This is a genomic window from Pyxidicoccus sp. M6, from assembly GCF_055568925.1.
Genome location: NZ_CM145714.1, coordinates 6918657 through 6933160, shown reverse-complemented (window position 1 = coordinate 6933160; position 14504 = coordinate 6918657). Strand labels below are relative to the sequence as shown.

Sequence of the window (14504 nt, the reverse complement as noted above, 5' to 3'; positions counted from 1 at the left end):
CCATACGCCGAAGGCCCCGCGCGCACTTGAGCACGTGCGGGCCGCCCGTATTCTTCCCTGAAGACCTCGCTGCCATTGAGGTGGGAGTCACACGCCCGTGTCCTTCTTCGGTGAGCTCTACCTGCGCAGCACGCTGCCGTTCCTCTCGGAGGCTGTCACGGCCCGCGAGGTGGAGTACCTGGAGCGCGCCTTCGCGGACGTGCCCGGCCCGGCACCGGTGGTGGATCTGGGCTGCGGCCACGGACGTCACGCGGCGCGCCTCAATTCCATGGGGCCTTTGGCCGGGCGCGTCATCGGTCTCGAATTAGACGCGCTATCACTATCCATGCGGAGGACAGGGTTTCCCGCGGTGCAGGGAGATCTGCGCGCGCTGCCGTTTCAGGACGCCTCGTTGGCCGGAGCCTACGCCTGGTACTCGACACTGTTCGCCTTCACGGACGACGAGCACGTGCACATCCTGCGCGAGGTGGCGCGCGTACTGCGTCCGGGAGGGAGGCTGGTGTTCCAGACGGTGCCGTACGAGCGGTTGGTGGAGTCACCGGCGGCGGCATTCCAACAGACGCTTCCGGACGGGAGCGTGTTGGAGGAGCAGAGCCGTTTCGACGCGGTTACAGGAAGAGACGAGGGGCGGCGGACGCTCACCCTACCGACCGGTCGGCGTCTCACCGCGACGTATGCCATTCGCTACTATCCCCTTGCGGAACTGACTCGGCTGTTGGAAGTCACGGGGTTTTTCACGGCCTGGGTGCACGGTGGGCTGGACGGTGGGCCACCGCAATCCCGGTCGACCGATTTGATTGTGGGAGCAGCGCTGCGAAGTCGCTGAGCTCGTCCAGTGAATCCGAACGCAAATTCCCGAGTGCCAACCGGCTGGCTGGGCCAGCTTCCGAAGCGGGTCGACGTCTATGAGGTCGGCCCCCGGGATGGCTTGCAGAACGAGCTGCGCACGCTGCCCACGCGAGACAAGGCGCGCCTCATCGACGCGCTCGTCGCCGCGGGCGAGAAGCGCATCGAGGTGACGTCCTTCGTCTCGCCGAAGTGGATTCCGCAGCTCGCGGACGCGGAGGAATTGCTGCGCATGGTGGGGCGGCGCGAGGGCGTGGTGTTCAGCGCGCTCGTGCCCAACCTCAAGGGTCTGCAGCGCGCGAAGGATGCAGGGCTGGAGGAGGCGGCGGTGTTCATCTCCGCGTCCGAGGCCCACTCGAAGAAGAACATCAACAAGAGCATCGCCGAGGCCCTGGCGGGCGCGCGCGAGGTGACGGCGGCGGCGCTCTCGGCGGGCATGCGCGTGCGCGGCTACCTGTCCACGGTGTGGGGCTGCCCGTACGAGGGCGACGTGCCGGTGGAGCGGGTGGTGGACATCTGCCGGCAGCTCGTGGACGCGGGGCTGTATCAGTTGAGCCTGGGTGACACGATTGGTGTCGGCACGCCTCGGCAGACTGAGCGCATTCTCGAAGCGCTGCTCAAGTACATCCCGGTGGAGAAGCTCGCGCTGCACATGCACGACACGCGCGGCACCGCGCTGGCGAATGCGCTGGTCGGTTTGTCCGCGGGCGTGACGACGTTCGACGCGAGCATCGGTGGACTGGGTGGGTGCCCCTACGCGCCGGGCGCGGCGGGCAACCTGGCTACCGAGGACGCCGTGTTCATGCTGCATGGCATGGGCGTGGAGACGGGCATCAACCTGGAGAAGCTGGTCGAGGCCGGGGAGATTGCGCAGGAGCTGATTGGCCGGAAGCTGGCCGGCAAGTACCTGCAAGCGGCGCTGGGTGAGCGCGAGAAGAAGGCGTCGCGCCGGATGCAACAGCAGAGCGCGCAGAGCTGATCACGCGCGTCACTGCTTGAACGCGAGAAGGGCGGCACCGGATGGAGCTCCGGGCCGCCCCTCGTCGTCAAATCTCGCCGAGCATCGAGGACAGCTTCTCCTGAAGCCCCAGGTGCGCGGCGGCCGTCTCCAGCATGCGCCGCTCCTTGCGGTCGATTCGCCCGTCCACCATCGCGATCTCCACGATGTTGCGGAGGATGAGCTCCGCCTCCGGAGAGCCACGCGGCACCAACCGGTCGAACAACTGTGGCCCGGATCGCAGCGCCATCTCCACGTTGTCCCACTCCACGCCCCAGCGCTCCGAGCAGAGCTTCAAGAGCTTCCGCTCACTGGACGACACCTCGCCGTCCGCCGCCGCAATCGCGGCCATCATGTAGAGCAGCCGCTGCCGCTCCTGCACGTCCATGACGACGTCGGAGGCGGGGGAGGGGACGCGCTCGCGCTCCTTCTGCGTGGCCACCGCCTTGCGCAGCACGTGCGCCTGGTGCCGCTGATCCTGCTCCACGTTCCACGCCTCGAAGGGCAGGGCGGACGCGAGCACCCAGTCCCGCTCACCGGTGCCCAGCTGCGTGCCGCAGAAGTCACACGAGGTGGAGGCGCTGTCCGTGAGCGTCGCGTTGCAGTTGGGGCAGCGGTCCGTGGACATGCCGTTGTCGGTGTTCGTCTTCGCGCCGTGCCTGCGCACCAGCGAGAAGATGAAGCGCTGCGGCACCGTGGGCAGCTGCGGCGGCTTTTCATTCACGGGCCCCACGCCCATGCGCGCGCTCCAGCGCACGTCCACGTGCGCTACGTCGTAGCCCTCCGGATGAACCTCCAGCGAGCACACGTCCACCGAGCCCACCGCGCACTCCAGGAACACGCGGCGCCGGCCCTTGCCACGCAGGCTCTCCAGCTCCGAGCCCAGCCGCTGCACGGCCTCGGGATTGGCCACCTTCGCCAACGTCTTCGCGTCGCCCCGGCTCTGCGAATCAATCCACTTCCAGAACAGCAGTGACGCGCGGTCCTCCAGAATCTCCAGGTTGAGCGCGGGGTCCTCCTCGCGCGCCGGGAGCAGCCCGTCCACCGTCTTGTGGTAGCGCACGTGCTCCACGCCCTGCGTGATTTCCGACAGCGTCCAGTCGTAGTTACCGGAGTTCACCACCGCGCCGCAGTAATCGCACTTGTTCGCCGCGCCGCCCGCGAACGGAGCGCCGCAGTTGGGGCACTTGCCCTGGAACAGGTCCTGCCCCAGGCGCGTCTGCGCACCGGGCTTGCGCACGAAGGTCCACACCTCGGTGAAGGACTCGGGGGGAACCTTGCGCGCGGCGTCCGTGGCCTGCGCGTCCGTGAACGATGCGGGCACGTCCGTGTCACGCATCCGCGCCTGGACGCGAATCTGGATGCCATCGAACCACTGGCTCTGCGTGAGGCCGATGAGCTGGATGTCCAGCACCTGGAAGTCGGTAATCGCGTCACGCACGCCCTGCGCGTCCAGGAGCTTGAGCTGCACGTTGAACCGCTGCCACGTGGCATCCGACAGGAAGGGCCGCACGGGCGTCATGTCGCGCAGGAACCACGCCTTCTGCAGCTCCAGGAACAACCACTTCGTCTTGTCGAGCACCGGCTGCAGCTCGAAGGCGGGGTCCTTCAGCTTGAGGGCATTCACCCAGCCCTGCACGTCGCGCTGGCCCACCTGGGTGCGCCGGTCCGCCTCGTGCTGCTCCAGGGCGCGGCGCGTGGTGGCGTCCGGGTGCAGGTTGCGCTTGTAGACCCACCAGACGACGAAGCCGATGGCGATCAGCGGCAGCATCACCTTGGGGTAGCGGAAGACCAGGCGGAACAGCTCGTAGATGAGCCAGAGGGGAAGACCACCACCGCCGCCGTCATCGTCCGACGAGGGACGGGTGTAGTGCTCACCGCCGCCGCCTCGGGCCAGGGCCACCAGGGGAGCAACCAGGGCCACCAGGGCGAGCGTGGAAGGCAGCCAGGGAGCCCAACGGGACAGACGACGCGGTGTGAAGCGCGATGACATGCGTCCAATGCTAACCGTTTCCGCCTTGCCAGACCCGGCTTCCCGCCGCACTCTGGCGCGTCCCAGGGCGGCCCGCCGGACGGGCCTGGAGAGGGTAGCGCACATGCCGGAATTCAAGGTCGACGCACGGGGTGCCATCGAGATCTGGACCATCGACGGCGAGGGCCGCCGCAATGCCATAAGCCGGGCCATGCTGAAGGAACTGGGTGACCTCGTCGCCCGCGTGTCCTCGGGCCGCGAGGTGCGCGCCGTCATCATCACCGGCGCGGGCGACAAGGCCTTCTGCGCCGGTGCCGACTTGAAGGAGCGCGCCACCATGTCCGAGGACGACGTGCGCGCCTTCCTCGATGGGTTGCGCCGCACCCTCCGCGCCATCGAGAAGAGCGACTGCGTCTTCATCGCCGCCATCAACGGCACGGCCTTCGGCGGCGGCACGGAGCTGTCGCTGGCGTGTGATTTGCGCGTCGCCGCCCCTGCGGCGGAGCTGGGCCTGACGGAGACGCGGCTGGGCATCATCCCCGGCGGCGGCGGGACGCAGCGGCTGTCGCGCCTCATCGGCGTGGGCCGGGCGAAGGACCTCATCCTCACCGCGCGCACCGTCAACGCGGCCGAGGCCTTCAGCATCGGCCTCGTCAATCGGCTCGCTCCGGAGGGGCACCTGCTGGAGGTGGCCTTCGGGCTGGCGGAGACGGTGGTGAAGAACGCGCCCCTCGCCGTGGGCACCGCGAAGCACGCCATCGACGAGGGCGTCGGCCTGGAGCTGGACGACGCGCTCGCGCTGGAGCTGCGCAAGTACGAGGAGATCCTCAAGACGGAGGACCGGCTCGAGGGCCTGCGCGCCTTCGCCGAGAAGCGCCCGCCCGTCTACAAGGGGCGCTGAAAAAACCACCGGGGGCGGCCGGCCTGGATGTGCAGGACGGGCGCCCCCGAAGGACCTTCAGTCAGTGGATGGCCGCCTCAGGCGCTGGCGGTCTTCTCCTGGCCGATGTTGATGTTCTGCCGGTTCACGTAGCCCATCGCCTTGTCCTTGACGGTGGTGCGCAGCTCGGTGCCCGTCTTCGGGGCGAAGAGCAGCGCCGCCACGCCACCGGCGGCCACGCCGAGGATGAAGACGCCCAGGCCACCCAGGCCGCTGCGCACGGGCTTGTAGGTGCTCAAGCCAATCAGGTTCAGGACATCGTCCGGCTCGAAGTCCTCCCACCGGTTCCGCGCGGCACGCGGCAGGTCATTGATGATCTTGTGCGCCACCGCCTTACGGATGAGGTCGCTCTTGGCCAACCCCTTCGCCATCCACTTGCCTTTCTTCGCTGCGAACATGCGTCCCTCCACGGCCAGATGAGTACGGGAGGCGTCACCGCTCGCGTGTTGCCCCCCGGATAGGGCTCCAAGGTAGGCAGGGGGCCCGCCAGCGGCACCCCCCGCGCCCCCTCGTTCACACACTGCGTCGTAAGCTGGACGTCACGACGCGGCGCACCCTCGGAGAGAAGGCAGCCAGACGGGGACCTTTCTGCTATGTGGCCCGGGCCATGTCCCAAGACTCGAAGCTGCTGGAAAAGATTGCGCAGGTGGAGAAGGGCGGCGCGGAGAAGTACCACGCGAAGAACAAGGAAGCGGGCAAGCTGTTCGCCCGTGAGCGCATCCGCCTGCTGGTGGATGAAGGCTCCTTCGTCGAGGACGCGAAGCTCGCCAACAACCTGGACCCGGAGCTGCCCTCGGACGGCGTCGTCATCGGTCTCGGCAAGGTGGCCGGTCGCACCGTGGCCATCATGGCCAATGACTCCACGGTGAAGGCGGGGAGCTGGGGCGCCCGCACGGTGGAGAAGATCCTCCGCATCCAGGAGACGGCCCGCTCGCTCCGCTGCCCGCTCTTCTACCTGGTGGACTCCGCCGGGGCCCGCATCACCGACCAGGTGGAGATGTTCCCCGGCCGCCGCGGCGCGGGCCGCATCTTCTACAACGAGGTGCACATGTCCGGCTTCGTGCCGCAGGTGTGCCTCCTCTTCGGGCCCTCCGCCGCCGGTGGCGCGTACATCCCCGCGTTCTGCGACCTGGTCATCATGGTGGACGGCAACGCCTCCATGTACCTGGGCAGCCCGCGCATGGCGGAGATGGTGATTGGCGAGAAGGTGACGCTGGAGGAGATGGGCGGCGCGAAGATGCACTGCTCCATCTCCGGCGTCGGCGACGTGCTGGTGAAGACGGAGGAGGAGGCCATCTCCGCCGCCAAGAAGTACATCAGCTACTTCCCGGAGAACTTCGGCCAGCGCGCCCCGGAGGCGCAGCCCATTGCACCGAAGGGCAGCGGCAAGCGCGTGGAGGAGATCGTCCCCGCGGACCAGAACAAGCCCTTCGACATGCATGCGCTCATCAAGGAGCTCATCGACGAGGACAGCTGGTTCGAGGTGAAGAAGCTCTTCGCGCAGGAGCTCATCACCGGCCTGGCCCGCATCGACGGCATGCCCGTGGGCATCGTCGCCAACCAGCCCAAGTACAAGGGCGGCGTGCTCTTCGTGGACAGCGCGGACAAGGCGGCGCGCTTCATCTGGCTGTGTGACGCGTTCAACATCCCGCTGCTCTATCTGGCGGACGTGCCGGGCTTCATGATCGGCACCAAGGTGGAGCGGGCCGGCATCATCCGCGCCGGCGCGAAGATGATCTCCGCCGTGTCCGAAGCGAGCGTTCCGAAAATCTGCGTGGTGGTGCGCAAGGCCTACGGCGCCGGCCTGTACGCCATGAGCGGCCCCGGCTTCGCGCCGGAAGCCACCCTGGCGCTGCCCGGCGCGATGATCGCCGTCATGGGCCCGGAGGCGGCCGTGAATGCCGTCTACTACAACAAGATCCAGGAGCTGCCCGAGGCCGAGCGGCCGGCCTACGTCCAGAAGCTGCGCGACGAGTACAAGGCCGACGTGGACATCTACAAGCTGGCCAGCGAGCTGGTCATCGATGAGATCGTCCCCGGAGACCGCCTGCGTCAGGAGCTGAGCCAGCGTTATCGGCTGTACTCCCAGCGCCACCAGCCCCGTGCCGAGAAGAAGCACGGTGTCTATCCCGTCTGAGTAGAAAACCTGCTCCCCACGCAAGGCCCCGGCCTGCGCTGGGGCGCTCTGCTATAGATCCTGCCGACACCATGGATTTCGAACTTCCTGAAAGCCACCGCGCACTGCAGTCCTCCCTCCGTGACTTCTGCGAACGCCGGGTGAAGCCGTACGCCCGCGAGTGGGACAAGGAGGAGAAGTTCCCGCTGGAAGTCGTCCGGGAGCTGGGCCAGTTGGGCGTCATGGGCATGCTGGTCGCCGAGGAGTACGGCGGCGCGGCCATGGACTCACTGGCCGTGGCGGTCGCCGTGGAGGAGATCGCCCGCTATGACGGCTCGCTCGCGCTGACGGTGGCGAGCCACAACGGCCTGGGCACCAGCCACCTGCGCGTGTTTGGCAGCGAGGCGCTCAAGAAGAAGTACCTGCCCAAGCTCGCCACCGGCGAGGCCCTGGGCGCGTGGGGCCTGACGGAGCCCGGCTCCGGCTCGGACGCCTCCGGCATGAAGACCACCGCCGTCCGCAAGGGCAACAACTGGGTGCTCAACGGCACCAAGATGTTCATCACCCAGGGCACCGTGGGCGATGTCTTCGTGGTGCTGGCCATCACGTCTCCAGAGAAGCGGCAGAAGGGCATCACCGCCTTCCTGCTGGAGAAGGGCATGCCGGGCTTCAGCCAGCGCGCCATCCACGGAAAGCTGGGCATGCGCTCGTCGGACACCGCCGAGCTCATCCTGGAGAACGTCGAGGTGCCGGACTCCTTCCGCGTGGGGGAGATCGATCGCGGCTTCATCGACACGATGCAGATCCTCGACAAGGGCCGCATCACCATCGGCGCGCTCGCCGTGGGCCTGGGCCGCGGCGCCCTCGAGGAGTCCATCCGCTACTCGCGCGAGCGCACCGCGTTCGGTCAGCCCATCGGCGAGTTCCAGGGCCTGCGCTGGATGATGGCGGACATGAAGACGGAGATCGACGCGGCCCGCCTGCTGGTGCACCGCGCGGCGAAGCTCGCGGACGAGGGCAAGCCGTACTCGAAGGAGGCCTCCATGGCCAAGCTCTTCGCCTCCGAGTCGGCCATGCGCGCCTGCAACAAGGCGGTGCAGATCCACGGGGGGTACGGCTACACCCGTGAGTTCCCCGTAGAGCGCTACCTGCGCGACGCCAAGCTCTGCGAGATTGGTGAGGGGACGAGCGAGATCCAGCGTACCATCATCGCCCGCGAAATCTTCAAAGGGGCGTAATGGATACTGCTCGGCTGGAGGGACTCGGGCTGCAGGTGAGGGAGGACGTGGCCGGCACCGAGGCGGTGCTGGACCTGGAGTCCTCTCCGCTGGTGAACCCCGTCACCCGGGCCTTCATCCCCGAGGTGACCTTCCAGGTGATGGGGGACCGTCTCATCCCCATCGCCCCGGCGGCGGTGGTGGGGCTGGCGCCCATCCTGGTGGGGGCCCTCAGCGACGTCTCGGACATCGAGGCGCTGCTGTCCGACGCCTTCAACGAGCACATCTTCCACGTCCAGCGGCGCTCGGCGGAGCTCCAGGTGCTGGGGCTCGCCCCGCGCGTGGACCCGGAGACGCTGGAGCTGTCCACCGAGGTGGTGGACGGTGAGCTGACCGTCACGCTGGTGGCAGACCGGCTGGGCAACTTCCGGGTGGCCCGGGTGGTGCGCGGCGGGGAAGACGTCCGCAGCGCGAGCGGCCACACGCTGGAGCTGTCCGAGTTCCGCGAGCGCGCCGCGCTGACGGGCTACCTCTCCGCGCTGTTCGGCGAGCCGGCGGCCCGGCCCCAGCCCGTGCCCGTGGGTGCCGGGCTGGTGCGCTTCGCGGACATCGTGGAGAAGTTCGGGGCGGAGGCGTTGGTGCCCCCGCGCAGCAGCCTGGAACTGTTGGCCCAGCTCCAGGTGGAGGGCCGTCCCTACCGCTTCGCCGCGGCGCGGGTGGCGGGGCGCACCTTCCGGGGGTTGCTGGCGGGGGCCCAGGGCAAGGTGTGGGCGGGGCGGTTCGAGTTGGATGAATTTCCCGGCATCGTCCGGATGGTGGCGGACCTGCTGAAGGTCCCCCCCGAGGCCGTGAGGCTGGTGGGTCCGGACGCGCCACAGGAGTGAAGTGCGTGGAGAAGCTCAACCTCGCCGAGCGTGTGCAGATCCTCGAGTCCCGCCTGGGAGTGTCCATCTCCCGGCACGACCTGGCGATTGAAGCGCTCACCCACAAGACGTACGTCAACGAGAACCCGGACCTGCGCCTGAAGGACAACCAGCGCCTGGAGTTCTTCGGCGACGCCGTCGTCAACCTCGCCGTCGCGGACCGGCTGTGGCGCCGCTACCCGGACGTGCCGGAGGGCTTCCTCACCAAGGTGCGCGCCCGCCTCGTCCACGAGGAGGGGCTGGCCCTGGTGGCTCGGCGCGTCCCGCTGGGCGACCTGCTCCTCTTGGGCCGGGGCGAGGACAAGTACAAGGGCCGCGAGAAGAACTCCCTGCTGGCGGACGCCATGGAGGCCGTCTTCGGCGCCCTGTACCTGAGCTCGGGCATGGAGCCGGTGCTCCAGTTGGTGGACCGCTTCTTCGCGGACCTCATCGACGAGGCGGCCTCCGGCCTGGACAAGGACTACAAGACGGCGCTGGGCCAGGTCATCCACGAGCGGCTGAAGATGCCGCCGCGCTACCGGGTGGTGTCGGAGTCAGGCCCGGAGCACTCGAAGACGTTCGAGGTGGAGGTCCTCATCGGCGACGAGCCCTTCGCGCGCGCCACCGGGCGCAGCAAGAAGGAGGCGGAGCAGGCCGCGGCCCGGATGACGCTGGACATGCTCCCGCAGCGCTTGCCCACATCCGCCGAGCCCCGCCCCACGCCCACCGAAACGTCAGGGGGAGACACCCCGGGCTGAAACCGCTTGGACGGGGGAGGGGTGGCGCATAAGGTGCCCGCCGAATGCGACCCTCCGCCCTCCGAATGACGCTCGCGCTGGTGGCCTGCCTCCTGGTGGGTACCGCCTCGGCCGCCGCTCCCGCCGCCGCTGCTGCCGGCAAGTGGACGAAGAAGGTCGAGACCGGCAAGGACCTCTACGCCACGCTGAAGACGAGTCAGGGCGACATCGTCGTCCGGCTCTTCGCCAAGGACGCCCCCAAGACGGTGACCAACTTCGTGGCCCTGGCCGCGGGTGAGAAGCAGTGGCGGGACCCCAGGTCGGGAGACGACAAGAAGAACACGCCGCTGTACGACGGCACCGTGTTCCACCGCGTGATTCCGGGCTTCATGATTCAGGGCGGAGACCCGTCCGGCACCGGCATGGGCGACCCGGGCTACCGCTTCGAGGACGAGTTCCAGAGCGGCCGCACCTTCGACAAGGTCGGCCTGCTGGCCATGGCCAACGCCGGCCCCAACTCCAATGGCAGCCAGTTCTTCATCACCACCAGCACGCCCACGTACCTGAACAACCGGCACACCATCTTCGGTGAGGTGGTGAAGGGCTATGACGTGGTGGAGAAGATTGCCAATGTGCCCCGCGACGCGCGCGACAAGCCGCTGACGCCGGTGGTCATCAACAAGGTCGTGTTGAGCGACAAGGCGCCCGCGGGCGTGAAGGCTCCGGCGGCGGCCCCGAAGAAGGCCCCGGAGGCGCCGGCTTCGCCGAAGCAGTGAGCGAGCGGCACGCGGGACAGAGGACCTGACACGGGCCCGTCCATCCGGGCGGGCCTCCAGCAGACGGGAGGGCAGTATGGGAATGATGGACGAGGCCCAGGCGGGCAAGGACCTTTACGCCACCTTCGACACCACGCAGGGCCAGATTGTGGTGCGCCTGTTCTCGAAGGACGCCCCGAAGACGGTGGCCAGCTTCGTGGGCCTGGCGACGGGCGAGCTCGAGTTCGCGGACCCCCACACGGGCGAGAAGACGAAGAAGCCGTTCTATGACGGCGTCATCTTCCACCGCGTGATTCCGAACTTCATGATTCAGGGCGGCGACCCGACGGGCACCGGCCGCGGTGGCCCGGGCTTCAACGTCCCGGACGAGTACCAGTCCGGTCGCACCTTCGACAAGGTGGGCCTGCTGGCCACGGCGAACGTCGGCCGCCCCAACACCAACGGCAGCCAGTTCTTCATCACCACGTCCAAGCCCACGTACCTCAACAACAAGCACACCATCTTCGGCGAGGTGGTGAGCGGCTATGACGTGGTGGAGAAGATCTCCAACGCCTCGCGCGACGCCAGCGACCGCCCGCGCCAGGACGTGCGCATCAACAAGCTGACCATCTCGACGACCCAGCCGTAGTCCGCCCGGCTGCCGCCCGTCCATGCGCAATGGCCGGGCGGCGGGCTGTTATAGGGCGTTCACAGACGTTTCTCCTTCGGGGCTCCCCGCAGTGGCGGGGACTCCCAGATCACCTCCGAAGCAATGGCCTCCCCCCAGAAGACACATCGCAGCGGCTTCGCCGCGCTCATCGGCCGCCCCAACGTGGGCAAGAGCACGCTGCTCAACGCGCTGACGGGCGAGAAGATCGCCATCGTCTCGCCCAAGCCTCAAACGACGCGCAACCGCATCCTCGGCGTGGTGACGCGCCCGGAGGGGCAGGTGGCGTTCATCGACACGCCCGGCATCCACCAGGCCAAGGGCGAGCTCAACCGGTACATGGTGGAGGTCGCCCTCCAGGCCGCCGAGGAGGTGGACCTGGTGCTCTTCCTCATCGAGCCGCCCGCGGGCGAGAAGCTCGAGGTGAGCCCGGGCAACCGCACCATCCTCGAGCGGCTGCAGAAGATCGGCAAGCCGACCTTCCTCGTCATCAACAAGATCGACTCCATTCCCAAGGCGATGCTGCTGCCGCTCATCGACCTGTACCGCAACGAGTTCCCCTTCGCGGAGGTGGTGCCCATCTCCGCGCGCGAGAAGGACGGCGTGGAGCGCCTCTTCCACGCGGTGCTGGGACACATGCCGGAAGGGGAGAACGTCTTCGACGAGGACATGCTCACGGACCAGCAGGAGCGCGCGCTGGTGGCCGAGTACATCCGTGAGCAGGTGCTGCGTCACTGCCGCCAGGAGATTCCCTATTCCACCGCGGTGCTGGTGGACATCTTCGACGAGTCCGAGCGCGAGCCCCGGCCGGGCACGCCGCCGAACCAGTTGGGAGGGCTCATCCGGATTGCCGCCTCCATCTACGTGGAGCGCGACAGTCAGAAGGCCATCATCATTGGCAAGCAGGGGCAGATGCTGAAGACCATTGGCACGGACGCGCGCAAGTCCGTGCAACGCCTCCTGGGCGCGCACGTGTACCTGGACCTCCGGGTGCGTGTGGAGCCTCGCTGGAGCGAGCGCCCCGAAGGCCTCAAGAAGCTGGGATACGACTGAGATGAAGCCCCTGGTAGCGATTGTCGGACGCCCCAACGTGGGCAAGAGCACGCTGTTCAACCGCCTCGTCGGCAAGCGCCTGGCGCTCGTCGAGGACATGCCCGGAGTCACCCGCGACAGGCACTACGCCGACGCGCAGTGGGAGGGCCGCACCTTCACGTTCATCGACACCGGCGGCTTCGTGCCCGGTGAAGAGGACACGCTGCTGCAGCAGGTGCGCGAGCAGGCGCAGCTGGCCGTGGAGGAGTGCGACGTCACCATCTTCGTCGTCGACGCGCGCGAGGGCCTCACGCCCTCGGACGAGGCGGTGGCGAAGTACCTGCGCAAGAGCGGCAAGCCGGTGGTGGTGGCCGCCAACAAGCTCGACAACACGTCCGGGCAGATGCTGGCGCTGGCCGCCGAGTTCTACAAGCTGGGCCTGGGCGAGGTGCAGGCCATGTCCGCCGAGCACGGCCTGGGCGTGCCGGGCCTCTTCGACGAGGTGGTGGCCAAGCTGCCCCCCAAGGCGGAGGACGAGGACGCCGAGGCCCCGCCGGACGACGGCGTCGTCCGCGTGGCCATCATCGGCCGGCCCAACGTGGGCAAGAGCACCCTGGTCAACGCCATCCTCAAGGAGAAGCGCGTGGTGGCCAGCGAGGTGCCGGGCACCACGAGAGACCCGGTGGACTCGCCGCTGACCTACAAGGACCAGAAGCTCATCCTCACGGACACGGCCGGCATCCGGCGCAAGAAGACCATTGCCCACCGGGTGGAGCAGTACTCCGTCATCTCCGCGCTGAAGACCATGGAGCGCAGCGACGTGGCGGTGCTGCTGATGGACGCCACGGAGCCGGCGGTGGACCAGGACGCCAAGCTGGCGGGCCTGGCGGAGGAGCGGGGCCGGGCGCTCGTCATTGTCATCAACAAGTGGGATTTGATTGGCGTGGACCAGCGGCGGCAGGAGACCTACCGCGAGTCGCTGAAGTACGCGCTCAAGTTCGTGGGCTACGCGCCCATCCTCTTCACCTCGGCGCTGACGGGTTCGAAGGTGGAGAAGGTGGTGGACGTGGCGGTGGAGCTGGCGAAGCAGTTCCGCTTCCGCGCCCCGACGCCGCAGCTCAACCGGCTGCTGGAGCACATGGTGGACAACCACCCGGCGCCCATCGTGAGGGGCAAGCCCCTGCGCCTGTACTACATCTCCCAGGTGGCCGCGGCGCCGCCGACGTTCGCCCTCACGTGCAACCACCCGGAGGGCGTCCCGGACATGTACAAGCGGTACATCACCAACCAACTCCGCAAGACGTTCGACCTGCGGGTGCCCATCCGCCTCATCTTCCGGGAGCGCCCCGGACAGGCGAAGCGGGCCGCCCGCAAGAAGCCGCACCTTCAGGGGAAGCACTGAAGCGTCCGTGCGTTGACACTCGCGGCGCGCGCTCCATACAGTGCGCCGCTCTTCCACCCTCTGCCAGGGTAGAGCACCGAAGCGACTAGAGAGGTTGCCAGACGTGGCCGGAACCACCAAGACCGAGAAGATTCGTCAGAGGGAGCTTCGCCAGCCGGACACCTTCCAGAAGGTGGGTTCCGAGGCCAGCGACTGGCTGGCGCAGCGGCAGAAGCTCATCGGCATCGCCGCGGGCGTGCTCATCGTCGGCGGCCTGGGCGTGGGCATCGCCAACGAGGTCTCCAAGAGTGGTGAGGAGAAGGCCTCCCAGGCGCTGGGCCTGGCGCTCGCCGTCCTCGAGCGTCCGGTGGAGGGCGTGGAGCCCCCGCAGCCCGGTGAGACCGAGCCCGCCTTCAAGTCCCTGAAGGAGCGGGACGAGGCGCTGGTGACGGCCCTCTCGGACTTCCGCAAGGCCCACGGCGGGACGCGCTCCGCGACGACGGCGGCGCTCACGCTGGGCAAGGCGCAGTTCCGGCTCGGCGACTACCCGGCGGCGCAGGAGTCCTTCGGGGCCTTCCTGAAGGATGCCCCGGCCAATGAGCCGCTGCGCGCCGGCGCCTTCGAGGGCCAGGGCTACGCCTACGAGGCCCAGCAGAAGTACGACGACGCCATCAAGTCCTTCGAGCAGATGGACACCTCGGGCGGCGGCGAGTTCCTCGCGGGCATGGGCGCGTACCACAAGGCCCGCATGCTCATCCTCCAGGGCAAGAAGGAGGAGTCGGCGCAGGTTCTCTCGAAGATTTCGACGGACCACCCGAACACCGCGGCGGCGCGGCAGGCCAGCGAGCGGCTGGCGGTGCTGGCCTCCGAGGGCGTGAAGATTCCCGCGCCGGCCGCGCCGGCGCCGGCGGCCACGGGTCAGGACGCGGGCTAGTACCGACT

14 protein-coding genes are annotated in these 14504 nt (G+C 68.2%); 12 read left to right on the top strand and 2 right to left on the bottom strand.

The genetic code is table 11. From position 1 onward, the window contains the following. The first annotated feature begins 97 nt into the window (after nt 1–97). On the top strand, nt 98–826 hold the full coding sequence (locus tag ACVTJA_RS27565; protein ID WP_465823964.1) for a class I SAM-dependent methyltransferase: 729 nt from the start codon (nt 98–100) through the stop codon (nt 824–826). A 33-nt stretch (nt 827–859) separates the two neighbouring features. Then, entirely contained in the window at nt 860–1825 is a 966-nt protein-coding gene (locus ACVTJA_RS27560) for a hydroxymethylglutaryl-CoA lyase (protein ID WP_465823962.1), read from the top strand. Nucleotides 1826–1892: 67 nt separating this feature from the next. On the opposite strand, the gene ACVTJA_RS27555 is transcribed toward ACVTJA_RS27560, so the two are convergent. Next, nucleotides 1893–3836, bottom strand: coding sequence for a TIM44-like domain-containing protein (locus ACVTJA_RS27555; RefSeq protein WP_465823960.1), 1944 nt, complete (start codon nt 3834–3836; stop codon nt 1893–1895). Between the two features lie 103 nt (nt 3837–3939). Here ACVTJA_RS27555 and ACVTJA_RS27550 point away from each other — a divergent pair, with 103 nt between their 5' ends. After that, the gene (locus ACVTJA_RS27550; protein ID WP_465823959.1) at nt 3940–4716 is read left to right on the top strand and encodes an enoyl-CoA hydratase-related protein; all 777 of its coding nucleotides are present in this window, start codon (nt 3940–3942) and stop codon (nt 4714–4716) included. Between the two features lie 77 nt (nt 4717–4793). On the opposite strand, the gene ACVTJA_RS27545 is transcribed toward ACVTJA_RS27550, so the two are convergent. Further along, nucleotides 4794–5153, bottom strand: coding sequence for a YtxH domain-containing protein (locus ACVTJA_RS27545; protein ID WP_465823957.1), 360 nt, complete (start codon nt 5151–5153; stop codon nt 4794–4796). A 209-nt stretch (nt 5154–5362) separates the two neighbouring features. Here ACVTJA_RS27545 and ACVTJA_RS27540 point away from each other — a divergent pair, with 209 nt between their 5' ends. The 9 genes from ACVTJA_RS27540 to ACVTJA_RS27500 all read left to right on the top strand — a co-directional run bounded on the left by ACVTJA_RS27540 (nt 5363) and on the right by ACVTJA_RS27500 (nt 14496). Next, complete coding sequence (locus tag ACVTJA_RS27540; protein ID WP_465823955.1) at nt 5363–6892, top strand: acyl-CoA carboxylase subunit beta; 1530 nt, start codon at nt 5363–5365, stop codon at nt 6890–6892. 71 nt (nt 6893–6963) lie between these two features. Then, nucleotides 6964–8109 (top strand): acyl-CoA dehydrogenase family protein, encoded by a 1146-nt coding sequence (locus tag ACVTJA_RS27535; RefSeq protein ID WP_465823953.1) that lies wholly within the window; start codon nt 6964–6966, stop codon nt 8107–8109. Next, nucleotides 8109–8972, top strand: coding sequence for a hypothetical protein (locus tag ACVTJA_RS27530; protein ID WP_465823951.1), 864 nt, complete (start codon nt 8109–8111; stop codon nt 8970–8972). Before ACVTJA_RS27535 ends, ACVTJA_RS27530 begins: the two co-directional genes overlap by 1 nt. Before the next feature lie 5 nt (nt 8973–8977). After that, nucleotides 8978–9748 carry a ribonuclease III gene (gene rnc / locus ACVTJA_RS27525; protein ID WP_465823949.1) on the top strand — a complete coding sequence of 257 codons (771 nt, stop codon included), beginning with the start codon at nt 8978–8980 and terminating at the stop codon, nt 9746–9748. 44 nt (nt 9749–9792) lie between these two features. Continuing rightward, complete coding sequence (locus tag ACVTJA_RS27520) at nt 9793–10503, top strand: peptidylprolyl isomerase (RefSeq protein WP_465823948.1); 711 nt, start codon at nt 9793–9795, stop codon at nt 10501–10503. 76 nt (nt 10504–10579) lie between these two features. Then, entirely contained in the window at nt 10580–11131 is a 552-nt protein-coding gene (locus ACVTJA_RS27515) for a peptidylprolyl isomerase (protein WP_465823946.1), read from the top strand. Between the two features lie 123 nt (nt 11132–11254). Continuing rightward, on the top strand, nt 11255–12202 hold the full coding sequence (gene era / locus ACVTJA_RS27510; protein WP_465823945.1) for a GTPase Era: 948 nt from the start codon (nt 11255–11257) through the stop codon (nt 12200–12202). 1 nt (nt 12203) lies between these two features. Further along, a complete protein-coding gene (gene der, locus ACVTJA_RS27505; protein WP_465823943.1) occupies nt 12204–13583 on the top strand; it encodes a ribosome biogenesis GTPase Der in 1380 nt (459 codons plus the stop codon). Between the two features lie 103 nt (nt 13584–13686). Then, complete coding sequence (locus ACVTJA_RS27500; protein ID WP_465823941.1) at nt 13687–14496, top strand: tetratricopeptide repeat protein; 810 nt, start codon at nt 13687–13689, stop codon at nt 14494–14496. Nucleotides 14497–14504: the final 8 nt, after the last annotated feature.